Consider the following 23,032-nt stretch of genomic DNA (forward strand, 5'->3'; position numbering starts at 1 on the left):
AGGAACGAGTTGCTTCGACCTGACCAAGATAGTCAGGCGGGCGCCAGGATCAGCATCCTCGATCGGCGGATCGTCCAATCAAGCCGATCATTGGCTGGGACACAGCCCAAGCGAATGCTGGAACCCACGGCGGCCGTGCCGCTTTCTCCAGTGAGGCGGAATGATCCGTTCCAAAATGGCGGAGACAGGCATGATAGACCATGAAGACAGCGACATCGCCTCGACGCCAAAGGCCAAGCTGCCGGTTCCCGACGAAGTCCAGAATGCCATCCGTACGCTGATTCGCTGGTCGGGCGACGACCCGGACCGTGAAGGCCTATTGGATACGCCAGCGCGCGTCGGCCGCGCCTGGAAGGAATATTGCCAGGGCTATCAGGAAGACCCCGCGATCCATCTGAGCCGCGTGTTTCACGAGGTCGGGGGGCTACAACGAGATCGTTCTGCTCAAGGACATCCCGTTCCAATCGCATTGCGAGCACCACATGGCGCCGATCATCGGCAAGGCTTCCATCGCCTATCTGCCGCGCGACCATGTCGTCGGCATTTCCAAGCTCGCGCGGGTGCTCAATGGGTTCGCCCAACGGTTGCAAATCCAGGAACGCCTGACCGCGGAGGTCGCCGAATGCATCTGGGACGCATTGAAGCCCCAGGCGGTGGCGGTCGTCATCGAAGCGCAGCATGGTTGCATGACCGGACGCGGCGTGCGGACCCCCGGCGTTGGCATGATCACGAGCCGATTGCTGGGCATATTCCTCGAGAATTCGAGCAGCCGCAAAGAAGTCCTCAGTTTGATGGGCTATTGAGCGAGTCTTTGATTGGTCGCCATCCGCAACCCCATGGCGATGGAGCCGTGCCCGGCGTAAGTATCAGCGCGAGCCACCCAGGATCGATCCAAGTTTCCCGCCGAGGCCGTCAGGACAAGGTTCGCCTGCGCTAAAAAGCGCATGGAAGAGGGCGCTCAAACGCCCCCTCGGGCGGACGAATTTCGCACGGCATTGCCTCGAACCTGAAATCGCCCGACGGACAGTGCTCGAGCGGTTTATCTTCGGTAGGAAGATGCCGAGTTTTATGGGATCTCGTTCAATAAGGCTCCTGCGTTTCATCTTAGTCGGCTGCGATCGGCACGGTCGATCGTTGACGATTGTCCGAATGTCCCGTCAACCAAACGTACAGGACGGCCAATCCCATGATCGCCACTTCGGCCGAGCGCGATAGCTTCTTGGGCGCAGCTTGTTGCGGCTGATCGTCCTCATCGGGATCGATCGACCCACCGGCTACATCGTCGGCCATCGCCGCGCCGCGCGAGCCGATCGGTCGCTCCGGGCCGTCTGTTGTATCCCGCGCCGTTTCGCGTTCGAGCTCGGAATTGAGTTCAGCGCCAAATATCAGGGCATAGCTCGAGAGATAGAGCCAGGTTAGCAGGACGACGACCGCGCCGAGCGAGCCGTAAGTGCCGTTGTAGTTGCCGAAGTTCGCCACGTAGAGCCCGAAGCCCAGCGTCAGGCACAGCCACAGGACGGACACGAGCACCGATCCGGGGCTGATCCACACCCAACGCGCTTTGCGGCGCGACGGCGCATAGCGGTATAGCGTGGCGGCGCCGGCAGCGCCGGCGAGTAGCAACGCTAAATAGGCGAGTACCCGCCCGGCTGTCAGCACGGTCTCGGGCAGGTAGGGAAACAGGGCTTCGACCCGTGCTAGGAGTGCAATGGCAAATGCGGCCAGCAAGGCGAAAAGCACGGCGCACCCGGTGATCACCAGCGCGAGGAGGTTGACCCAGAAGAAGCCCCGCTTCTCCTTTTCCTCATAGGCGATGTTTAGCGCGGTGATGATCGCGCTCGCGCCGTTGCGCGCACCGAACAGTGCGAGCCCGAGCGCCAACAACAGGCCAAGGCCCTTCTTGCCATCCGATGTCTCGACCACGTTGAGCAATTGCTCGCCGATGACCTTGGCAGCATCGGCCGGCATGACCCGCATCAGGGCCTGCATGTTTTCGACGACAGTCGCGGGTTCAGCGACGAGGCCGTAGCTGAGGACCAGCGCGCCCAGGAGCGGTACCATGGCGAGAAAACCGTAGAACGCGACCCCGGCGGCTATCAAGCCGACGTTGTCGTCCGAGGTTTCCTTCACCGCGCGCCAGACGACAGCTTTCCAGGCGCTGAAAGGCATGCGCCAGGGGCTCGTCGCGGACTGGGCCTGCCGGGCGTCAGATGACGACAAGTTGGACGCAGCAGTTGGAGGAGCGGCGTTAGACACAAGCGATCGCTCCTATGGCAGAGGTGCCAAGTTACACAACGAGACCAGAGGGCTGACGTTCCCGCCCGTCACGGATGTCCCAGTCGCATCGCGCGCCGGTTGCGCGCCGGCGAAGGCGGCAGTCGGTGCAGGCTGATCGCACTGGATTGCTCCCTGCAGCGTTCCTATCTCAGACTTTCGTAGATTACCGGGAACACACGCATGGCCAACGGCTGGGCGCCGGACGGCGCCGTTCAGGATCAGATAGAGGACAGCATCAAGGATGCCCTTGAGAGTGCGCGGGCGCGCATGCCCAGCGGCGAGGGCCTGGAAAATTGCGAAGATTGTGGCGAGGAAATTCCCGCGGCGCGGCGCAAAGCGCTCCCTGGCGCGCGAACCTGCGTCCCATGCCAGTCGGCGCGCGACAAGCTCCCCACCTTCTCCGCAATCAATCGCCGTGGCAGCAAGGACAGCCAGCTCCGCTGACCGCCCGGCGAGGGCCTTCAAGACAGCAGCAGGCACGCCGGCCAGCAAAATCCCGATGCCAAACCGGTCGTGTCATACCCGCTCGTCAGAGACCCGCCCACGCGAGCATCATGAAAGTGTTCAGAGGTCGGGAAGCACTTGGTCCGCCCGGCCCCAATGCGCGAGATCCTTCGACGCCGCGCGACGCACCATTTCCGCGCCGTCGCCGATGTGCCAGCGCGCGGGACTGGCGAGACCGCGAAGTTCTTCCCAGGTAATCGGAACCGCGATCGGCGCATATTCGCGCGACCGCACACTATAGGGCATGACCGCGGTCGCGCCGCGTTGGTTGCGCAGGTAGTCGATGAATATTCGTCCGGTTCGCTTGGCCTTCGCCAGCGCTGCCGTGAAGCGCGCGGGCTCGGCCTGCGCCAGCGCCAGCGCGAAACGGTGTGCAAAATCCTTGACTTGCGGCCACTCGGCCGACGGCGTCAGCGGCGCGATGACATGGACGCCTTTGCCGCCCGTCACCATCGGGAAAGTGACGAGGCCCATCTGCGCCAGCACGTCCTGGACGTGGAACGCCGCCGAGACGACATCTGCGAATTTAAGGCCGACGTCGGGGTCGAGATCGAAGACGAGACGGTCGGCTTTTTCGACATCCTCGATCCGCGCACCCCAGCCGTGGAACTCGATCGTGCCCATCTGAACGCAGGTCAGCAGCCCAGCGGGCGTATCGACGAACAGGTAGGGCTCGTCGTGCCCGTCCTTCTCGCGAATGGCGACGTGCTTGACGTCGTCGCCGAAGCTGCCGGCATCGTGCTTCTGGAAAAAGCATTTCTTGGCGCGGCCCTGCGGACAGCGCACGAGGCTGATGGGCCGGCTGCCGGCCCATTCGAGCATGATCGGCGCCACCGCCTCGTAATAGTCGGCGAGCTGGCCCTTGGTATGCTTGCCTTCGGGAAAGATCACGCGCTCGCGGTTGCTGATCTTGACCCCGCTGGTCGCCGGCGCGGCCGCGACGGCGGCGACCGGCTGCTCCTTTTCGAGCACGACGGCCTCGGGTTTCTTGTCCTCGCGCAGGCCGAGATAGCTCGGATGGCGCAGCACGCCTTCATCGGTGAATTCGATATAGGCGATCTCGGCGACAAGCCGAGGCTTTAGCCAATGAGCGCCGCGCACCGCTGCTCGGGGGGCCGGAACGGTGGCCTCGCTCTGCTCGAGCGGTGCCATGATCTCCATGAGGCGCTCGATCTCATCACCGGAGAAGCCGGTGCCGACCTTGCCCGCATAGCGCAGCATGCCATCTTCGTTGACGCCGAGCAGCAGCGAGCGGAAACCGCGCTGCTTGTCCGAGGGTGTCCAGCCGACCACGACGAATTCCTGGCGCCGGATGCATTTGGTCTTGACCCACGAGCCGGCGCGCGAGCCCGAATACTTGGCATCGACGCGCTTGGAGATCACCCCTTCGAGCCCAGCGCCGCAAAAGCTCTCGAACAGCTGTTCGCCCTGGCCGAGGATATGGTCCGAATAGCGCAGGCGGCCGTTGACCCCATCGAGGAGCCCGGCAAGCAACGCCTTGCGCTCAAGCAGCGGGCGACTGGTGAGATCCTCGCCGTTGAGCTCGAGGAGATCGAACGCGAAGTAGTCGATCTTGCCGGGATCGCCCTTGAGCGCCGCCTGCAGCGCCTGAAAACTCGTCCGCCCGTCGGGCAATGTCACTACGGCTTCGCCGTCAATGAGGGCACTGTCGGCGGCAAGCTCGGTCGCCTCGGCAATGAGCCGGGCGAACCGGTCGGACCAGTCGAGGCCCGAGCGCGTGTAGGCCCGCCCTTCGCCGCTGCCGACCGCGAGTAGCGTGCGGTAGCCGTCGTACTTAAGCTCGTGGAGCCAGCGGTCTCCCGGCGGGACACGGTCAACCAAGGTCGCGAGCTGGACGGGCTGGAACGGTGGTAGAGTCCCGAGGGCCTTGCGCGACTTCTTGGCCTTGACCGGCGACCGCGCTTCGGTCGGTATTTTAGCTTGGGCGGGCGTCTTCGCCGCCCCGGCAGACTTGGCTGCGGCGCTGCGCTTGGGCGCCGCCAGGCCGGCGGCAATCTCGTCCATGGTGCGGCCGCTGTCGATGCTGGTCAGGTGAATGCCGACAAGATCGTCCGAACCGCCGACGAAATCGTCGCTGACCTTGCGCAGTATCCAGTTTTCGCCCTTCTCCTTGCCGCGCGGCTTCAGCCGAAACAGGATCCATTCGCCCTGCATGCGCCGGCCGTGGAGGATGAAATGGAGGTGACCTTCGGGCAGGGTCTCGCGCGGATCCTTGCCGGGGATCGATTCCCAGGTGCCGTTGTCCCACAGCATGACGGTGCCGCCGCCATATTGTCCCTTTGGAATCGTGCCTTCGAAGCGTGCGTAGTCGAGCGGGTGATCCTCGGTCCTCACCGCAAGCCGTTTGTCGTCGGGATTGTTGCTGGGCCCGCGCGTCACCGCCCAGCTAACGAGGACGCCGCCTAGTTCCAGGCGAAAATCGTAATGGAGCCGCGTAGCGGCATGCTTCTGGACGACAAATCCATTGCCGGCTGTGGGCTCGGTCGCGCCGGCGGGTTCGGCGGTCTGCGCGAAGTCGCGCTTCGCGCGGTAGCGCGCGAGCGCCGCCTCCGCCTGCTTTGTGTCAGCCTGTCTTGTGCTGGTCGCTGCGCCTGATTTCATGCCGCTGTTCCGTTTGCCCGACCTAAATCCCCGGCAAGGCGGACTCGTTCCCGCCGCGCGGCGGCGACGTCACCGCGCGATCGCGCGGGCGAAGCGGTAGCTTATCTGATCGAATTTCAGAGTTCGGAAGAAATTGTGCGAATTCTTGATTTGGATGTCGCTCATGGCCTCTACAATCGCACAACCCTTTTTCGCGAGCGCGGCTTCAGCCTCGGCGAGCAGCAGCGTTCCGATCCCCTGCCGGCGGTGAGCCTCATCGATGACGAGGACAGTGATCCGCCCGACCGGACCGCGCTGGAGCGTCGAAACGACGGCCCAGCCGATACACCCGACTAAGGTCCCCGATTCGGCGACATGGATGCCCGAACCGCTCTTGCGCAGCGCGGCGAGATGGCGCGCGACCTCATCCTTGCTTGCAGAAGGACCGCTGAGCTGACCCAGAAGCTTGGCCAGCGGGCCAGCATCGGTCGGTTTTGCCGCGCGCAGCACCAGGTCAGGCTCGACCTCGACCGGCTTCGATTTTGCGGCCGCGGGCCTGTCTGGAGAATTGGAATTCGAGTTACCCGGTTCAGACCCACTCCATGATGTAGCCTCGCGCCGACGCGCGGGACGGGCGGGCTTGCCTTCGGACTTCGGCTGGGGCTCGCTCTCAGGCTGGGGCGATGACTGGGACACCGCAGCCTTCGAACCCTCGACCGAAACTCCGCCAGCCGCCTCGCCGCGCCCGCGACGAAATGTCGCGCTGTCCTGCGCGTCCGGCTCGCCGCGCTTGACCTTACCCCGCGGCGCCGGCCGATCGGGCAGGATCTTGGCCGATTGCTGCCAGGTGCTGGCGGCACCGGCGCGCAGGTAGTTCTCAATGTCTTCGGCGCTCGCGGTCAGACCCTCGTCGCCAATTCCGAGTAGGGGCTTGCCCTGATCGTCTGTCAGGCCAAACTTGCCGTAGTCGCCAGTCCCCGGCTTGCGGCGCCGCGACTTGACCAGCTTCAGCCCGCGATGCTGGGCCATCTCGCGCAAGCTGTCCGCCGTCTCGTCTACCATCTTTGCAAAAATCCAGTGTTCACAGATCGATACGTCCAGAATTGCCCCACTCGACGCGCTTCAGCGCGCGCTTGATCGGCTCGCCGCAAGGTTGGGAACGCGCGAGTCGCAGACGCGCTGCACGGCCATGCGAGCGTGCCGGTTCAAACAGTCTTCGATGATAGAACGCGTCGCCTACGATGACGACGCGCATAGCCTCTGCGTCTCGTTCCGCCAGACCGGCAAATACGTCTACTACGACGTGCCGGCGGCGCTCTTTGAAGCGCTGTGCCAGGCGGCCTCGGTCGGCGCCTTCTTCAACACGCGGATCAAGGGCCGTTTCCAGGGCCGGCGCGATCCCGAACGAAAGCGCTACGGTCCGGGCGCATAGGCGCTGCTGACGGGGCGCTGTGCAGGAGGCGCCGCTAGGTCTCGGCAAGCACGCGGTAGACCGCCATCAGGTGGCGCGAGGCGGCAGCGCGGGCACGCGGCGAACGCACGGTCTCCTCATTGGTTTCGTGAAGCATGGTCAGCATCCCCAGCACGTCCTCGCGCGGTGTGCCCGTCTCACGCAGCTGCATGCCGATCATTGTCAGGAGGTTGCTCCACAGTGTTATCGCGCCTTCGGCATACGCAGCATCGTCGTCGTCCAGGATGACGAGCGCTGTATCGCCGTCGCTCATGCCCGCTTGCGAGCCGCTGGCTTGGCGGGCGGCTTGGCCGGCGCCTTGGCGGCCTCCTTTTTGGCAGGCGCCTTGGCCGCAGCCTTGCCGGCGGGTTTCTTCGTGCCCGTGTCGCTCTTGCCGAGCGAGTTCTTGAGCGCCGCCATCAGGTCGACGACGTTGCTGCCGCGCGCATCCTTGCCGCCGCTGTCCGCGCTCTCGATGTTGAGGGTCTTGCCCTTTTTCTTGCGCTCGATGAGCTCTTTGAGCGCATCGACGTAGCGGTCGTGGAAGTCGCTGGCGTCGAACTTGCCGGTCTTCTTGTCGATCAAGGTTGTGGCGAGGTCGAGCAGCTCCTCGTCGGGATCGGCATCGCCAATGTCACGGAAGTAGCTCGCCGCCTTGTGAACTTCATCGGCATAACGCAGCGTTTCCATCACCATGCCGCGCCCGCAGGCCTTGATGCTGACGACATATTCGCGGCCGCGCATGGCGAGCTGACCAAGACCAATCTTGCGGCTGCGCCGCAGCGCCTCGCGCAGGACGATAAAAGCCTCCTCGGCGAGATCGTCGGCGGGGACGACGTAATAGGGTTTTTCGAAATAGATCATGTCGATGTCCTGGGCATCGACGAACTGGGTCAGCTCAAGCGTCTTCTTGCTCTCAAGCTTGACCCCCTCGATCTCCTTTTCGTCGAGCAGGACATATTCGCCCTTCGAATATTCGAAGCCCTTGACGATCTCGTCGACATCGATCGGCCCGATGCCGGGGACGACCTTTTCATATTTGATACGTTGACCCGAGGGCTCGTGAATCTGGTTGAACGCGATCGTGGCGCCGCTCTTGGTCGCCGAATAGACTTCGACGGGGATCGATACGAGAGCCAGTCTAATCTGGCCCTTCCAATAGGGGCGTGCGGCCATGAGCGTCTCCTGATGAGACTCGCATAATCCGCAGGCTGTCCGAGCGTTCCCGGACGTCCGCGCACAGCGGCAATGTGCAACTTCAAATTGCGCCGCACGGCGCCGCGGGACCCAATCGCCGCGCCGCGGTTTTCTCAAGCGAGCTGCGCGCGCCCGTTGCCATCCGAAAGGCCTCCATGAGCAAGTTGCACCGACTGGCCAAGACCGCGCCGATGGAAGCGAAGCTGGTGAGCGAACTGCCCAGTGACGGCGACTGGCAGTTCGAGCCCAAGTGGGACGGCTTTCGCGCGATAGCCTCGCGCGACGGCGACGCGGTGGAGCTCATGTCGAAGTCGGGCAAGTCGCTGGCGCGCTTCTTTCCCGAGATCGCCGCGCTGTTGGCGAACACGAAGGCCAAGGATTTCGTCATCGACGGCGAGCTCATTCTTCCGGTCGGCGATGTGCTGTCGTTCGAAGCGCTGCAGGCTCGGCTGCACCCGGCCGACAGCCGCATCCGCAAGCTCGCCAAGGAGACGCCGGCACAGCTTATGTTGTTCGACTGCCTGGCGCTCGGCGGCAAGGACCTCATCAGTGCACCGCTGGCCCAGCGCCGCGGGTCAATCGAGGCTTTCGTAGAAGCCGAAGGCAATCCCGGACTGCCGCTCTCGCCCGCGACGCGCGATGCCAAGCTGGCTAAGTCCTGGCTTGCCGGCAGCGGCGGCGCGCTCGACGGGGTCATCGCCAAGCTGCTGGGCGAGCCTTACCGCGGCGGCGAGCGCGCCATGCTCAAGGTCAAGCAGCGGCGCAGCGCCGACTGCGTGGTCGGCGGCTTCCGGCGGGCGAAAACAGGTCCCGAAGTCGCTTCGCTATTGCTTGGTCTCTATGACGCGGAGGACAAATTGAATTACGTGGGGTTCACCTCGGCCTTTGCGGGAAAGGACAAGGCCGCCCTCACGGACAAGCTCGAGAAGCTGATCGCCGAGCCTGGTTTTACGGGCAACGCGCCCGGCGGACCCAGCCGCTGGAACAAAGGCGAGCAGTCAATATGGTATCCGCTGCGCAGCGAGCTGATCGTCGCAGTCAGCTTCGACCAAGTCACCGGCGGACGATTCCGTCATGGTACAAAGCTCTTGCGGTGGCGCTCCGACAAAGCGCCGCACCAGTGCCGGATGGAGCAGCTAGACTATCCGCTGAGGCCGTCCGAGCTACTTGAGATCCGCTAGCGGCCGGCGCTGGCCCTGCCAGCTTATCTACCGCCGGTCGGCCGGATCGTCGTCGGCCGGAACGCCGTTGCGCGGCTGCGTCTTGCCCGCGTCCGGTTTGCCCGACGAAGCTTGGCCGGCGCGCCGATTGCGGTTCGCAGTGAGAGGATCGGGCTTCTTCGGGCGCACCCAGCCCGCCGGCGGGGTCATCGACTGCTGGCTGGTGCCGAGCCCCATGGCGCCGGGCTGCTGGCGTATCAGCCCGCTCGGATCGAGGTCTTCGGTCTCGGCATCGGCATCGCCATTGGCATCGCTAAGGCGCAGTAAGCTGATCTTGTCGCGCAGGCGACTGGCTTCCTCGAAATCCATCGCCGCCGCAGCGCGTTCCATGGCCAGCCTGAGCTCTTTGATCCTGGACATGAGCGAACAACGCACGAGGGTGCGAAAACATGCAAGTCGAGACAGAGAAACCGTGAAACAACCCTCATGGGATCATACCGCTTGACTTCCGATGAACGAGAATCATGGATCCTGGACAGGAAGATTTCCCTCTTGCGGCCGCGGAGCCAAAGGCAGCCAGGCCAGTGCGTGCCCGCGCGGGAAGGATGGGCTGGGCGGAGCGGGACCACCGTCATCGCTCGCGCCGGCCTCCCGCACGACTCCGCGGCGAGCCCCGTCTGACCCGAGACCGCAATCGGCCAAACGGCCGGCTATGGATTTCACTGCGAAAGGCAGAACCCAATTTGGCGATCGCGCGCGCCCGCCAGCCCTCGCCATGGTCGCCGCCTTGCGAGGCACCCGCAGCTGGCAGGCAAAACCCGGTGGCTCGCGCGGACACAGAGGAACGACCGCGCGCCTCGGTGCGTTGCTGCGGCTCCCAGGAGCCCTTTTTCATGACCTCATCACTCTATCCGCTCAAGGCTGGCGAATGCGCGCGGCACTAAAACGCATGCTCGCAGGACGTGTACGAGCGGCGTTCAACGATCCCCAGAACGGCGAAGGTCCGGTCGAACGCCGCTCCGACGGCCTGTTCGGACCCAATTCCGTGGCCTGGCGGGTCCACGGCGACGTAACGACGATGATGGTGGGCGGCGTCACCGCGCTGCTCCTGCAAATGCTGCATCCTGCCGTGCTCGCAGGGGTCTGGGACCATTCGAATTTCCGCGCCGATATGCACGGCCGTCTGAAGCGGACCGCGCGGTTCATCGCGCTCACTACGTATAGCAGCCGTGTCGACGCCGAGGCGGCGATTGCGCGCGTTCGTGGTATTCACGAGCGCGTGACCGGCACGCTTCCGAGCGGAACGCCTTATACGGCACGTGACCCGGCGCTGCTGACCTGGGTTCATGTCACCGAGACGCTATCGTTTCTCGATGCCTGGCGTCGCTATGGTGAGCCGGCGATGTCGCTGGCCGACCAGGACCGGTATTTCGCCGAGACCGCGGTCGTCGCTTGGCTGCTCGGCGCTACGTCGGTTCCGACTACGCGCGCCGACACGCTCGCCTATATCGAAGAGATGCGGCCGCAGCTCTGCGCCGACGCGCGGACACGCGAAGTCGCCGCGCTCGTCCTCAAGCAGCCGGGAGCGACGCCTGAGGCCTTGCCGCTCGAACTCATCCAGCGCGCCGCGGTCGATCTTCTGCCACGCTGGGCGCGCCGCATGCATGGCCTCAGCGCGTCTGGGGTGATGCGGCCGATCGTCGCCAACGGCACGCTTGCGATGGCGCGAACGCTGCGTTGGGCTTTCCGCTAAGCCCAGTCATAGCTCATGCCCCGCTGCGGTGGATTCTCTTTCGTTCCGGAACATCGTGCCTATGCCGTCGCTGAGCTGGGACGTCGAAGAGGGCGAAGGCTACCTAGTGCACATCCTCAACCAGCCCGACTGCCTTGGCCCCGGCAGCTTTGATGTTTGGACGGCGCTTTTTATATCCGCAGAAAATGTGGACACCTGTTCGCAAACAAATCGCACTGATCGAAGTTAACTTGTTTTCTCGGTCGGGTCTTTTGGCCGCGCCCCGCGTTTGCACTCCAACAGGGATGTCCCGCCTCCGGGAGCCCTCGCGGAGATTTACCATGGCCACCACCAAGACTGCAGCGGCGCCCGAACCGGCGATCAAGCCCAAGAGAGCCAAGCCGGCATCCAAGGCCGCGCGCAAATCCGAGCGCACGGCGGCCAAGCCCGCCGATGCAATCAAGCTGCTCAAGGACGACCACAAGGAAGTGAAAACCTACTTCAAGCAGTATGAAACGCTTGAAGATGACGCCGAACGGCGTGCGCTCGCCGACAAGATCTGCATGGCGCTTACCGTCCATGCCACGGTCGAGGAGGAGATCTTCTACCCGGCCGTGCGCGAGGCAATCGACGACGACGATCTGCTCGACGAAGCCGAAGTCGAGCATGCCAGCGCCAAGCAGCTGATCGCCGAGATCCAGGCTATGGACGTGAACGACCGCCTGTTCGACGCAAAGGTTACCGTGCTTGGCGAATACATCGATCACCATGTCGAGGAAGAAGAGACCGAGATGTTTCCCGAGACCCGCGAAAGCAATCTCGACCTCAAGGCGCTCGGCGCCCAGATGGCCGAGCGCAAGGCCGCGCTGATGGCTGAACTAGCGCTGTAGAACGACGGCGAGGCGGCGCGCGCAGGACCGGGCCTTGAACACCCTGGCAGCGCGCGCCGGCATCCGGCCTGCCGGAAATTGGGAGCAGTGTGTCCGAACGTGCTCGCCTGCGGTCGAGCCAGCAAGTCAGCACCACCAGCTGCCGATGCGCCAGGTCCCGCGGGGCCGGTGAGCAGGTCGGCCACTCCTTCGGAGACTTCATGCAACACCCACTTTCCCGCCGCCGTCAGGCGACCTTCTCAGATCATCATGTCGGCGCAGACCGTTTTCGCGTCGCGCGCTGGCGGGCCGAGACCCAGCGGCCCGCGCGGCCGCTGCTGTTTTTCAGCGGCATCGGCGCCAACATTGAGTTGCTTGCCCCGTTCCTCGAGCAGCTAGGCGGGCGCGATGTCGTGACGCTCGATATTCTCGGGCTGGGCGGCTCGTCCCAAAGCCTTCAGCCCTATCGTCTGTCGGCGATGGCCGAGGCCGCGGCGCAGATCGTTACCGAGCTCGGTTACGACGAGATCGATGTCATGGGAGTCAGCTGGGCGGCATGCTCGCGCAGGAGTTCGCCTATCGCCAGCGGCTCAGGGTGAAGCGGCTGGTTCTCGCCGCGACCTCGCCCGGCATGCCGATGATCCCGGGCAACCTGTCCTCGCTGTTCAGGATGGCGCTGCCGCACCGGTATTCGGCCTCGGGCGGCATCGAGACATTCCTGCAAGGGCTCTACGGCGGCAGCACTCAGGGGCTTGATAACTATGCGTCCCGCATCCGCGCGCCCACGCCGCAGGGCTATCTTCATCAGGTGCTCGCGATCGTCGGCTGGACCAGCGTCAGAAAGCTCGCGCGCGTCACGGCCGAGACGCTGATATTGATGGGCGATGATGATCGCCTCGTGCCTCCGGCAAATGGCCAGATACTCAAGTTCCTGCTGAGGAACGCCCGGCTCGAAGTCCTCAGGGATGCCGGCCATCTGTTCCTGCTGACGCACCGCGACCAGGCGGCTGAGCATATCGAACGCTTTCTGGGAGGCGCTACCGCCCCAGAGATCGCCTCCGCGCTCAGCAATAGCGCGGACCTGTCGCCTGCAGCCAGTACCGCGTGAGCATTGTTCTGGGCGATGATGGGTCGCCGCCACGACGACTGCGGTCTCGGGCGGTCCGGGAACGGCCGGCCGGGCCACCGGTTTGTCGACTAACACCTCGTTCCCAAGGTGGTTAGAGGCGCGGACCACGGACAGGTGATGGTCGCAAAGATGTGTTGCTTCGAACCCGCCGACTACTCCAGCGATTGCACACCATGAAGCCCGACAACTCGAAAGTCCTGATCATTGCGCTTGCGGCAAACGTCGGCATCGCCATCGCCAAGTTCGTCGCCGCGGCGGTGACCGGGTCCTCAGCCATGCTGACGGAGGGTGTCCACAGCCTGGTCGACAGCACCAACCAGCTTCTCCTGATGTACGGTCAGAAGCGCGCTGCCAAGCCGGCCGACGCTGCGCATCCCGCGGGTTACGGCCGAGAGCTCTACTTTTGGAGCTTTGTCGTGGCCTTGCTCGTCTTCGCACTGGGCGCTGGCGTGTCAATCTACGAAGGCATCGTTCACCTCCTCGAGCCCGAGCCCGCAGTTGCCCCGCTTGTGGCCTACGGAGTGCTCGCCCTGGCCTTCGCGCTCGAAGGCGGCTCGACATGGGCGGCGTTCCGCGAATTCGATTTGGCGCGGCGCGGTAAATCGTGGTGGCAGGCTCTGACCTCGACAAAGGATGCGGCGACGGTGATCGTCCTCCTCGAGAACGGCGCTGCCATGCTCGGCATCGTAATTGCCGCGATCGGGCTCGCGGTGTCGCAACTGACCGGTGATCCGCGCTTCGACGGCGCCGCTTCAATTCTCATTGGGCTGCTGCTCGGCCTGGTCGCGATGTTTCTCGCGCGCGAAGCGAAGGGCCTGCTGATCGGCGAAGCGGCCGATCCCGAGCTGGTCGCGGGAATTCGCCGGGCGGTGGCCCGCGACGGCGTCATGGGCATCGGCGAAATCGTGACGATCCACAATGCACCCGAGCAAGTCGTCGCTGCGGTCAACGTGGATTTCGACAATCGTCTTTCGGCGGGAGACGTCGAGCGCATGATCGACGAGATGGAGCGTGAGGTGCAAAGGCAGTTCCCCAGCGTCTACCGAATATACGTTCGGCCGCACGAAGATGCGGGCGCGAAGTTCGGGTTCAGCCGGGGCATCAATTGATATCCTGAAGGCGGGTCCCGTGGTGTTTCATCTTTTGTGAGCAAGCGGCACTTTCAAGGCTGCGGCTGACCGGTCAGTCGGCGGCTTTGCCCGCGACACAGATCGAAACGATCGCACTATCCCCCTCTTACTGTAGTGATGCCGAATGGCCGATCAGTCGATCATGGCCTACTGCCAGCAGCCGTGGCTGGATTGACCGCCATGCGGGCGTTAGGCGCTTGTCAGTCCTTCTAGCATCGTGGCAAGGTCAGTTTCGCGGAACGGCTTGGTCAACCGCGCCAGGTCCGGCGCAATACCTTCAACCTCGGCATATCCCGATATGATAAGTACGGTCGTGGCAGGGGACTTTTCTCGCACCCGCTGCGCAAGCTCGGTTCCCGTGATCCCCGGCATTAGATGATCAGTGATAAGGATATCCGGATCGAGGCCGTCGGCCAAGATCTCCAAGGCTTCCTCGCCGGATGCCGCTTCTGTAACCGAATAGCCCATTTCGCTAAGCATGTCGGCTGTGCTCATGCGGATCAGGGGTTCATCATCCACCAGTAAAACCCTACCGGAACGATCATCCGCATTAGCTGCGCTCTCTTCTGCGGGCTGGTTTGCCGCAAGAGGATCGCTCGAAAGTGGAAGCCATAGATCGACACTGGTCCCGGCGCCCACTTCGCTCGAGATCCGCATGGATCCGCCAAGCTGCGCGGCAAGGCCATGCACCATTGATAACCCCAACCCAGTTCCCTGTCCGATACCCTTCGTCGAGAAGAATGGCTCGATGGCGCGCTCCAGCGTGGCCTCGTCCATGCCCGTGCCTGTGTCGGCGACCTGAAGATGGATATATTGCCCAGCCTCTAGATCCGCGCGCTCACCGTGCGAGATTGATTGCTCGCTTGCCGCGATCGTAAGAGTACCGCCCTCCGGCATCGCGTCGCGTGCGTTAACCGCGAGATTGAGAATGGCCATTTCAAGTTGATGCGGATCGGTATGCACTGGCGGCAGATCGCCAGGAATGGCGAGCGTGATCGCAACCCGCGGACCAGAGGTGCTGGCCACAAGATCCATCATATTGCGGATCAGATCGCCCAAATCGACGCTTCTGGCCTGCAACGGCTGACGCCGTGCGAAAGCCAGCAGTCGTTGCACGAGGGTCTTTGCCCGCTCTGCTGACTGCAATGCTCCTTCGATCAGTCGTATCTCGCGCGGACCAGTGATGCGGCGCTGCAGCAGATCGAGCGTTCCAAGAATGGGCGTCAGCAGGTTGTTGAAGTCATGCGCCACACCGCCGGTCAACGTGCCGATCGCCTCCATCTTTTGCGACTGCCGCAAAGCTTCCTGAGCTTGCTGCAATTCTTCGGTCCGCATCTGGACGCGTTGCTCAAGACTGGCCTCGCTTTCCCGCAGAGACTCTAGCCGCGCACGCGCCTCGTACTGCCGCCGCCGGCCCCGCAAAGCCGCTTGGGCAAGGCTGATCAACGTCGTGGGGTGAAAGGGCCGTTCGAGAAACGTAACATTGCCGAGCGTTTCGAGATGACGCGCGGCCGCAGGATTTCGCTCGAGACCGCCGCCGCGCTGGGTAAGCAGCACGAACGGAAAATCCGACCATTCGGGCTGACTTTCGATCCACAGCTTCAGCAGCCGCAAATCTTTTCCCATCAGTGCCTCTTCGGTCACGACGGCAAAGCCCGCGCCATTATCCAGCTCTTCTACGAGGCTTTGGATATCGCGGCATATGGTGGTGACAACGCCAGTTTCGTTAAGCATGCCAGCGGCCACGACCGCGTCCCGGCCTAAGGGAGCGACGATGAGAGCGCGTTCGGAGGAACCTTTATTCAACGCCCGGCACTATCCAGAAGATTGCTGCCGCCGCCGACCAGGACAGGCACCCCGCGCAACACGCCTTGGAATTCGGTAAGCGGCTCTCCCAGAGTTATACCCGCTTCGCCAATAACATATTCGCGAATTGTATCTTCATGCGCTCCGGTGCGCTTTTTCACGACGGACATGGCGCGACGAACACGGCCCAATGCTTCGAAATAACGCAAGAGAATGACCGTGTCTGCCAGATAGGTCACGTCCACTGGCGATTGCATGTCGCCAACCAGACCATGCTGCGCGACGGTGAGGAAGGTCGTCGCACCCTGGCGATTTAGGTACTGCAAAAGCTCATGCATGTGCAGGATGAGCGCGTTCTCCTCCGGCATGGCGGCCTGAAATCCATTAAGGCTATCGATCACGACGGTCAGCGCGCCGTGAACCTCAATGCAATTACGAACTTTGTCCGAAAATTCTCCTGGAGTGAGTTCGGCGGCATCGATCTGTTGCAGCACGAGCTGATCCGCATCGAGCATAGCCTGCAAATCGATCCCGAGCCCCTTGGCCCGCTCGATCAGGAGCCCTTTTTCCTCATCGAAAACAAACATTGCAGCCCTCTCGCCGCGCCTGATGGCACCCACGACGAACGTCAGGGCGAGGAGCGATTTTCCGGTACCGGCGGGCCCTAGTATGAGGACACTGGAACCGCGTTCCACGCCGCCTCCCAGCAGGGCATTGAGCGGAACGGATTCAGTCTTGAGGTTATCGCGAGTTACTGGAGTGCGATACTCGGCCGAAACCAGCCGCGGATAGACCTTGACCCCGCCGGTCTCGATCGTGAAGTCGTGGTAGCCGCCCCGAAACCTTCGGCCGCGATACTTGACGACGCGTAGGCGCCTGCGTTCCGCACCGTAATCGCGGGCCAATTCCTCGAGCGCCACCACGCCATGCGCGACGCTGTGCACGGTTTTGTCATTAAGCTCGGTCGTCATGTCATCGAGCATCAGGACCGTAGCGTTCTTCGTCGCAAAATAGTGCTTGAGCGCCAGGATTTGCCGGCGATACCGCAGCGAAGATTGGGCGAGCAGCCGAATTTCCGAGAGGCTGTCGAGAACGACCCGGTCCGGCGACACTCGTTCAAAGGCTTCGAAGATGCGCTTGGTCGTCTCGCCCAGTTCCAGATCGGACGAATAGAGTAGGCTTTGTTGTTGCTGCTCGTCCAAGAGATTCTCCGGCGGCACCAGTTCGTATACCTCGATGCCGTCGAGCGACCATCCGTGGGACTGAGCGCTTTCGCGCAGCTCCCGTTCGGTTTCAGAAAGCGTTATATAGAGCGTTCTTTCACCAGCCGCGGCACCGGCGATCAGGAACTGGGTGGCGATCGTCGTCTTGCCCGTTCCCGGACTTCCCTCTAGCAAAAAAACACGGCCGCGGGAAAAGCCGCCGGCCGTTATTTGATCTAGTCCCTCGATGCCCGTAGCCGCGAACTGAAGCGTAGTCTCCATAGATGGCTCACTCCTTCCCCCCATTAAACGTGCGATCTTCGTCCCCGTTCCGCCGCGCCTAACCTCCTAAACTGCGGTTGGGGGCGGAAACTCGAGCCAAACGAAAGCGGGGAAAGCACCTTCCAATGAGTGGTTGCCGCCAATCGGCGCGTTAGCAAGAAGGCTGTGCGCGGACCGTTAGCCAGGGCGAAGATGCCTGGCAAAACGCTCACACCGGCCAGAGAACACGCTTCCTTTGGCCACTGTCCCTGGCGCGTGAGCTAAATCGAGCAACCGAGCGAACTACCCCTCGCGTCCAGCCTTCGTTTTCTCTTTCGCTGTCTGTCGGGCCCGGCCGACCGCAGGTCACAAACCACGTACTTCTACGATCCAGGTCTTATGAAATGCTAACCATGTTTCGCCGATGGGGTGGGGAAGCGCGCTCGCGAACACATCTCCTTTTATATCCAGGGTCCACGCCAGCAATGCACGATCTTGTCTTCGTAATCGATGCGGACGTTCGTCGCCGCGCGTCGATCACCTACTATCTCAATAACAACGGCATATTCGCCGAGCCTTACGAAACGATCGACGAATTTGTGCGCTCATGGTCCAAATCCGGGATCGTCCTGATCCACGACGATGAGCAGGGGGTCTCCTCGCTGGTCCAGCAGATCACCAGCCGGCACAGCTGGCTACCAATCGTCGCATTCTCGGAAGCACCTCTGCCATCGCAGATTGTCGATGCCGTGCTCGATGGAGCGATCGGCTATGCCGTTTGGCCAGCCCGCGGCGAATTGCTGACCAAGACCTTGCTCGAGGCCGCCAGCCGGACCGGCGCGGTAATCGCCTCCGGTTCCCGGCAGGCGCTGGCGACGGCGCGGATCGCGCGACTCTCACGGCGCGAGCGAGAAATACTCGCTGGCATGGCGGAGGGGCTCAGCAACCGTCTGATCGGGGGGCATCTTGGTATCAGCCCTCGCACCGTCGAGCTTCACCGCTCCAATTTGCTCGCGAAAATCGATGCCAGGCACAGTGCTGAGGCGATACGCCTGGCAATCGAAGCGTCTCTGCCCGCATTTGAGCCGTCGATGACGCCCGCCAATGCAAACTCCCAGCAAAGCGCTGTTGGCGCGATGTTGGTAAATTGACCTAGGCGTAGGAGTTTGGCGTCGTCCGCGGCCGCAAGGAGTTAACGGACGAGGCCGCGCCTGACGCCAACCAACCTACCGGAAGAGCGCCATCATGCGGCGATACCCGCGTCAACGCGCGTGTATTTCTAACCTCGGAAGATGCTCTCGAGCGAGCCGTAGAATGGCAGTGTGCGGGCTTGGCGCTATCCTGATGTCGCCGATTGATCCTTCGCCATCATCCGCGCGATGTCTGCTTCGCCATCTTCTGCCATTTCAAGAAGGGCTCGAACGGTTTTCTCGTCCGTACAGGATCGCGCAAGACGGCGGCACCGCTCGATCCGCAATCGCATATTGGCCAGCGTTGTCTCGTCCATATTGCCCCCAAGGCCGGTTGAAGCGACGAAATGCGCCGATCTCCCGTTTAGCGCCACCCCTGGCGGAGAACGGTCAAGACCAGGTGAGCGAGCCGCCGCTTCTAGGGCCAATCAATTTCTCGCGCTAGCCGGATCTGTGGGCACCAGTGGGCAGCCCAGCCCACGCGACTTAGCTTGCGATGATCTCGCGGATGCGGCCGGCAAGTTCTTCGATCGGAAATGGCTTCGACAGTACGAACATGCCCTTTTCAAGCCGACCGTTTCCCACCACCGCATTCTCGGCATAGCCAGTGACGAACAGCACTTTAAGATCAGGCCGAGTAGTTCGAGCTGCATCGGCAACCTGCCGGCCATTCATGCCGCCCGGTAAACCAACGTCGGTTATGAGCAAGTCTATCCTCGCGTTCGACTCCAGAACTCGAAGCCCGCCTGGACCGTCTGGCGCCTCGATCACGGCATAGCCTGCGTCGCTCAGTACCTCCGCGACCAGCATACGGATGGTCGGTTCATCATCGATAACCAGCACCACTTCGCCTTCACCCGCAGGTTCCAGGGCGGCGGTGACGACAGGTTCGTTCTCCATCGGTGCCTCCTCTCCATGGCGTGGAAGATAAAGGCACATCGTTGTTCCCTCGCCAACTTCAGAATAGATCCTGATCTGACCACCCGACTGGCGGGCAAATCCGTAGATCATCGAAAGCCCGAGCCCCGTGCCCTCACCCAGCGGCTTGGTGGTGAAAAACGGGTCGAAAGCCTTGGCGACTACCTCGGGCGTCATGCCGACGCCCGTGTCGGTCACGCAAACCGACACATATTGCCCAACCGGCAGATCGTGCTGGCGGGCCGCGGTGGAATCCATCCACCGGTTTGCCGTCTCAATGGTGAGCTTGCCGCCGTCTGGCATCGCGTCGCGCGCATTGATGCAGAGATTGAGGACTGCGTTCTCTAGCTGGTTCGGGTCGACATAGATCGGCCACAAACTGCTAGTGCCGACTACCTCGACTTGAATGCCTGGTCCGACAGTGCGTCGAACCAACTCTTCCAGGTCGCTCAGAAGTCTGTTTGCGTCGACTGCCTTAGGATCGAGAGTCTGGCGCCGGGCAAAGGCCAGTAAGCGATGGGTCAATGCGGATGCTCGCTTCACCGCACCTTGCGCGGCAAGAAAGTAGCGATCGAGATCCGCGGTCCGGCCCTGCGCAATACGCGTTTGCAGCAGGTCAAGGCTGCCGCTTATGCCAGTCAAGAGGTTGTTGAAGTCATGGGCGAGACCGCCCGTCAGCTGTCCGACGGCTTCCACCTTCTGCGACTGGCGAAGCTGATCCTCGATAGCCCGCTTCTCAGTCAGGTCCCGCGTCACCTTGGCAAAACCTATCAGCTCGCCGCCATCGTTCCGGATCGGATCGATGATTACGCTGGCCCAAAACTGCGACCCGTCCTTGCGCACACGCCAACCTTCTGCCTCAAACCGCCCCTCGCGGCGAGCGGTGGCCAGGGCAATGCGGGGAATTCCCGCACGACGGTCTTCCTCAGTGTAAAACCGCGAGAAATGCTCGCCCATGATCTCGTGAGCAGCATAGCCCTTGAATCGCTCGGCCCCGGAATTCCAACTGCTGACGCGGCCTTCTGGATCGAGCATGTAAATCGCATAGTCGGTGACGCTCTGAACCAGTGTGCGGAACCGTTCTTCACTTTTGCGAAGTTCTTCCTCGGCTGCCTTTCGCTCGGTGAGATCGCGAGTGACCTTGGCAAAGCCGACGAGATTACCTGCGGGATCGCGGATCGGATCGATGACCACGCTTGCCCAGAAACGGCTGCCATCTTTGCGCACGCGCCAGCCTTCAGTTTCAAAACGGCCTTCGCGTTCAGCTGTTTCCAGCGCGATCCTCGGAATGCCCAGCGCCTGCTCTTCGGGCGTATAGAAGCGGGAAAAATGCTCGCCGATTATCTCTTCAGGCTGGTAGCCCTTGAAGCGCCGCGCGCCCGCGTTCCAGCTCGTGACATAGCCGGCAGGGTCTAGCATGTAGATCGCATAGTCGGTGACGCTCTGCACCAAGAGCTCGAACCTGCTTTCGCTGCTTGGTTCGTGTATTACCTTCACCATTCGCCCGCCGCTTCGCTGAACGACACAAACGAATGCGTTGGCATGTAGTTCCGCCAAAAGGCAGGCAGTGCCTCTGCGCAAGGTTAGGAGACCACCGTCACATGCCTAGCGCGCGGCCGCTTCCCGGTCGGGCTCAGCGAGGCCGCGGCCATCTGGGCGACGGACGCATGGCGTTCCTTCGCAGACGGCGCCGATCATTCTTCGCTACCGCTTCGGATCCATTCGCTGCAGGACCAACATCGGTCGTAGAACCAACCCAGCTTTGGCCAAGCTCGTTACGCTGTCAAAAGGTCGAATTTACGGCGACTCGGCTCCCTTGGCGGCTGCAGCGTCGCCGAGGCTTGCTCCAAGTAGAATGCTCGCTGCGACATATTCCCCATCCTGGCCTCGCTTCCCACACCGGTCCGCTGCATTGCGACAAATGTCTGGTAGCGGTCGGATGAGTAACAGGCGGAGCGGCGAGTAAGGCGTCTTCCCAAGTTTGATATGAGCAGGTGTCGGCTGTCAGGAACTCGGTGTTGAATGCGGGCCGGACGGTAAGTCGACGTTGAGGGACCAGTCGCTCAATCATCTCTGCCTCCGAGTTCCAAGCGGCTTGGCACGGCATTCCAAACTTGGTAGTCAGCGCCTCGCTCGGGGCAACGCAACCTCCCGATCAAGCACAGCGCGTGCCCAAGTGTTGCTTCTTCCGCTGGCGTTCGTCGGCCGAGGGAGCATTGAATGACTTGGGTCCACGCATCTCTGATTTCTTCATGCATCGCTTTTCTGATCGCGCCGGCGGTAGCGCTTGCCGACGTGCCGACGCTGCAGTCCGCGATCGGCAATCCAGACGATTTCAAACTTTCGGGCAGTGCGCGCGTCCGCCACGAAATGCTCGATGGTCAACCTCGCGCGGGGTTCCGTTCGCGTGACCAGGAGCTCGCGCTGCGCACCACGCTTTTCGCCGAGTATCATCGCAATGCCCTTCGCATCGGTGGCGAGCTCTACGACAGCCGGGCCTATCTCGATAAACCTGGTAGCCCGCTCACGACTAACGAGGTCAACACGCTCGAACTCGTGCAGGCTTACGTCGCAGCCGACTTCAAGAACGCCCTCGGTTCGAGCACGACGCTACAGCTTCAGCTTGGGCGAATGCTGCTGAACCTCGGGTCGCGGCGGCTGATTGCCGCCGATGACTATCGCAACACCACCAACGGCTACACAGGCCTGCGCGCAGATCTCAAGGCGAAGGGCACGACCGCGACGCTTATCTACATGTTGCCCCAGGTACGGCTCCCAGATGACCTGCCCTCGCTGCGGAGCGGCAAGGTGCAATGGGACCGCGAAAGTTTTGACCTGCAGCTTTGGGGCGGCCTGATTGCCCGGCCGCGGACGATTGCCGGGGCTACGGCAGAGTTCAGCTACTACCGCTTACAGGAAGACGACGCTCCGGGCCGCCCGAACCGCAATCGCGACCTCCACACGGTGGGCGCGCGGATCATCCGCGATCCCAAAGCCGGGTGGTGGGATTTCGAAGCCGAGGGCATCTATCAGTTCGGCTCTATCCGCGCGAGCAACGCGGCCGGTGCTGCGCGCATCCCGGTTGCCGCCTGGTTCCTCCATCTCGATGGAGGCTACACTTTCGCGGGACCTGCAAAACTGCGCATCTCGGTCGAATACGACAATGCCAGTGGCGACGGTCCCGGCGGCCGTTTCAACCGCTTCGACACCTTGTTTGGCATGCGCCGGGCGGATTTGGGTCCGGCCGGCATCTACAATGCCGTCGGCCGAGCGAATATCAGCACGCCGGGTCTGCGCGTGGAGATCGCACCGACTAAACGGTTCGACGGCTTTGCTGTCTACCGGGCAATGTGGCTGGCGAACCGGACCGATGCCTTCTCCACCACCGGCGTTCGCGATCCGACCGGCCGAAGCGGATCGTTTGCCGGTCATCAGACCGAGGCGCGATTGCGTTACTGGTTCGTGCCAGGCTTCCTGCGCGGTGAAATAAACGGTGTCTGGCTCGCCAAGGGCCGCTTTCTGAAGACAGCCCCCAACGCCACCCCAACCGGAGACACGCATTACCTGTCAACTGCCCTATCCATCACGCTCTGACCGTCCCTTACA

General features: G+C 62.6%; 18 protein-coding genes and 2 pseudogenes. 10 read left to right on the forward strand and 10 right to left on the reverse strand.

The window, feature by feature from the left end; all coding sequences use genetic code 11:
• Positions 1-190: 190 nt before the first annotated feature.
• Positions 191-803: pseudogene (folE, locus tag KRR38_RS22285) on the forward strand (GTP cyclohydrolase I FolE).
• A 301-nt stretch (positions 804-1,104) separates the two neighbouring features.
• Here the strand turns inward: folE and KRR38_RS22290 are convergent.
• Positions 1,105-2,169: a YihY/virulence factor BrkB family protein gene (locus KRR38_RS22290; protein WP_217405661.1), complete on the reverse strand. Its 1,065-nt coding sequence runs from the start codon at positions 2,167-2,169 to the stop codon at positions 1,105-1,107.
• Positions 2,170-2,457: 288 nt separating this feature from the next.
• On the opposite strand from KRR38_RS22290, the gene KRR38_RS22295 reads away from it, so the two are divergent.
• Positions 2,458-2,721 carry a DksA/TraR family C4-type zinc finger protein gene (locus KRR38_RS22295; protein ID WP_217405664.1) on the forward strand — a complete coding sequence of 88 codons (264 nt, stop codon included), beginning with the start codon at positions 2,458-2,460 and terminating at the stop codon, positions 2,719-2,721.
• A gap of 120 nt (positions 2,722-2,841) precedes the next feature.
• On the opposite strand, the gene ligD is transcribed toward KRR38_RS22295, so the two are convergent.
• Together ligD and KRR38_RS22305 are read right to left on the reverse strand one after the other, a co-directional pair.
• The gene (ligD, locus tag KRR38_RS22300; RefSeq protein ID WP_217405666.1) at positions 2,842-5,403 is read right to left on the reverse strand and encodes a DNA ligase D; all 2,562 of its coding nucleotides are present in this window, start codon (positions 5,401-5,403) and stop codon (positions 2,842-2,844) included.
• 69 nt (positions 5,404-5,472) lie between these two features.
• Entirely contained in the window at positions 5,473-6,444 is a 972-nt protein-coding gene (locus tag KRR38_RS22305) for a GNAT family N-acetyltransferase (protein ID WP_217405669.1), read from the reverse strand.
• Positions 6,445-6,601: 157 nt separating this feature from the next.
• Here KRR38_RS22305 and KRR38_RS22310 point away from each other — a divergent pair, with 157 nt between their 5' ends.
• Positions 6,602-6,814: a KTSC domain-containing protein gene (locus KRR38_RS22310; RefSeq protein ID WP_217405671.1), complete on the forward strand. Its 213-nt coding sequence runs from the start codon at positions 6,602-6,604 to the stop codon at positions 6,812-6,814.
• Positions 6,815-6,848: 34 nt separating this feature from the next.
• Here KRR38_RS22310 and KRR38_RS22315 read toward each other — a convergent pair whose 3' ends face one another.
• Both KRR38_RS22315 and KRR38_RS22320 read right to left on the reverse strand, forming a co-directional pair.
• Positions 6,849-7,106 carry a hypothetical protein gene (locus KRR38_RS22315; protein ID WP_217405673.1) on the reverse strand — a complete coding sequence of 86 codons (258 nt, stop codon included), beginning with the start codon at positions 7,104-7,106 and terminating at the stop codon, positions 6,849-6,851.
• Complete coding sequence (locus KRR38_RS22320) at positions 7,103-8,008, reverse strand: Ku protein (protein ID WP_217405675.1); 906 nt, start codon at positions 8,006-8,008, stop codon at positions 7,103-7,105. The genes KRR38_RS22315 and KRR38_RS22320 overlap by 4 nt, the downstream gene beginning before the upstream one ends.
• A 176-nt stretch (positions 8,009-8,184) precedes the next feature.
• Here KRR38_RS22320 and KRR38_RS22325 point away from each other — a divergent pair, with 176 nt between their 5' ends.
• Entirely contained in the window at positions 8,185-9,210 is a 1,026-nt protein-coding gene (locus tag KRR38_RS22325; protein ID WP_217405677.1) for an ATP-dependent DNA ligase, read from the forward strand.
• Positions 9,211-9,237: 27 nt separating this feature from the next.
• Here KRR38_RS22325 and KRR38_RS22330 read toward each other — a convergent pair whose 3' ends face one another.
• Positions 9,238-9,609 (reverse strand): UvrB/UvrC motif-containing protein, encoded by a 372-nt coding sequence (locus KRR38_RS22330; protein WP_217405679.1) that lies wholly within the window; start codon positions 9,607-9,609, stop codon positions 9,238-9,240.
• A gap of 529 nt (positions 9,610-10,138) precedes the next feature.
• Between KRR38_RS22330 and KRR38_RS22335 the strand changes: the two genes are divergently transcribed.
• The 4 genes and pseudogenes from KRR38_RS22335 to KRR38_RS22355 all read left to right on the forward strand — a co-directional run bounded on the left by KRR38_RS22335 (position 10,139) and on the right by KRR38_RS22355 (position 14,028).
• On the forward strand, positions 10,139-10,942 hold the full coding sequence (locus KRR38_RS22335; RefSeq protein ID WP_254514932.1) for an oxygenase MpaB family protein: 804 nt from the start codon (positions 10,139-10,141) through the stop codon (positions 10,940-10,942).
• A 320-nt stretch (positions 10,943-11,262) separates the two neighbouring features.
• Entirely contained in the window at positions 11,263-11,811 is a 549-nt protein-coding gene (locus KRR38_RS22340; RefSeq protein WP_217405683.1) for a hemerythrin domain-containing protein, read from the forward strand.
• A gap of 200 nt (positions 11,812-12,011) precedes the next feature.
• Positions 12,012-12,898 (forward strand): annotated as a pseudogene (locus tag KRR38_RS37845) (alpha/beta fold hydrolase).
• A gap of 194 nt (positions 12,899-13,092) precedes the next feature.
• Positions 13,093-14,028, forward strand: coding sequence for a cation diffusion facilitator family transporter (locus KRR38_RS22355; RefSeq protein ID WP_217405689.1), 936 nt, complete (start codon positions 13,093-13,095; stop codon positions 14,026-14,028).
• Positions 14,029-14,238: 210 nt separating this feature from the next.
• On the opposite strand, the gene KRR38_RS22360 is transcribed toward KRR38_RS22355, so the two are convergent.
• Both KRR38_RS22360 and KRR38_RS22365 read right to left on the reverse strand, forming a co-directional pair.
• The gene (locus tag KRR38_RS22360; RefSeq protein ID WP_217407411.1) at positions 14,239-15,783 is read right to left on the reverse strand and encodes an ATP-binding protein; all 1,545 of its coding nucleotides are present in this window, start codon (positions 15,781-15,783) and stop codon (positions 14,239-14,241) included.
• Positions 15,784-15,851: 68 nt separating this feature from the next.
• A complete protein-coding gene (locus tag KRR38_RS22365) occupies positions 15,852-17,339 on the reverse strand; it encodes an ATPase domain-containing protein (protein ID WP_217405692.1) in 1,488 nt (495 codons plus the stop codon).
• A 464-nt stretch (positions 17,340-17,803) separates the two neighbouring features.
• On the opposite strand from KRR38_RS22365, the gene KRR38_RS22370 reads away from it, so the two are divergent.
• A complete protein-coding gene (locus KRR38_RS22370) occupies positions 17,804-18,469 on the forward strand; it encodes a response regulator transcription factor (protein ID WP_217405695.1) in 666 nt (221 codons plus the stop codon).
• Positions 18,470-18,654: 185 nt separating this feature from the next.
• Here the strand turns inward: KRR38_RS22370 and KRR38_RS22375 are convergent, their stop codons facing one another.
• Positions 18,655-18,825, reverse strand: coding sequence for a hypothetical protein (locus KRR38_RS22375; protein ID WP_217405697.1), 171 nt, complete (start codon positions 18,823-18,825; stop codon positions 18,655-18,657).
• A gap of 169 nt (positions 18,826-18,994) precedes the next feature.
• A complete protein-coding gene (locus KRR38_RS22380) occupies positions 18,995-20,926 on the reverse strand; it encodes a PAS domain-containing sensor histidine kinase (protein WP_217405699.1) in 1,932 nt (643 codons plus the stop codon).
• 720 nt (positions 20,927-21,646) lie between these two features.
• Here KRR38_RS22380 and KRR38_RS22385 point away from each other — a divergent pair.
• Complete coding sequence (locus tag KRR38_RS22385) at positions 21,647-23,020, forward strand: alginate export family protein (protein WP_217405701.1); 1,374 nt, start codon at positions 21,647-21,649, stop codon at positions 23,018-23,020.
• Positions 23,021-23,032 lie beyond the last annotated feature (12 nt).

Origin of the sequence: Novosphingobium sp. G106, assembly GCF_019075875.1 — a bacterium.
Taxonomy (GTDB): Bacteria; Pseudomonadota; Alphaproteobacteria; order Sphingomonadales; family Sphingomonadaceae; genus Novosphingobium.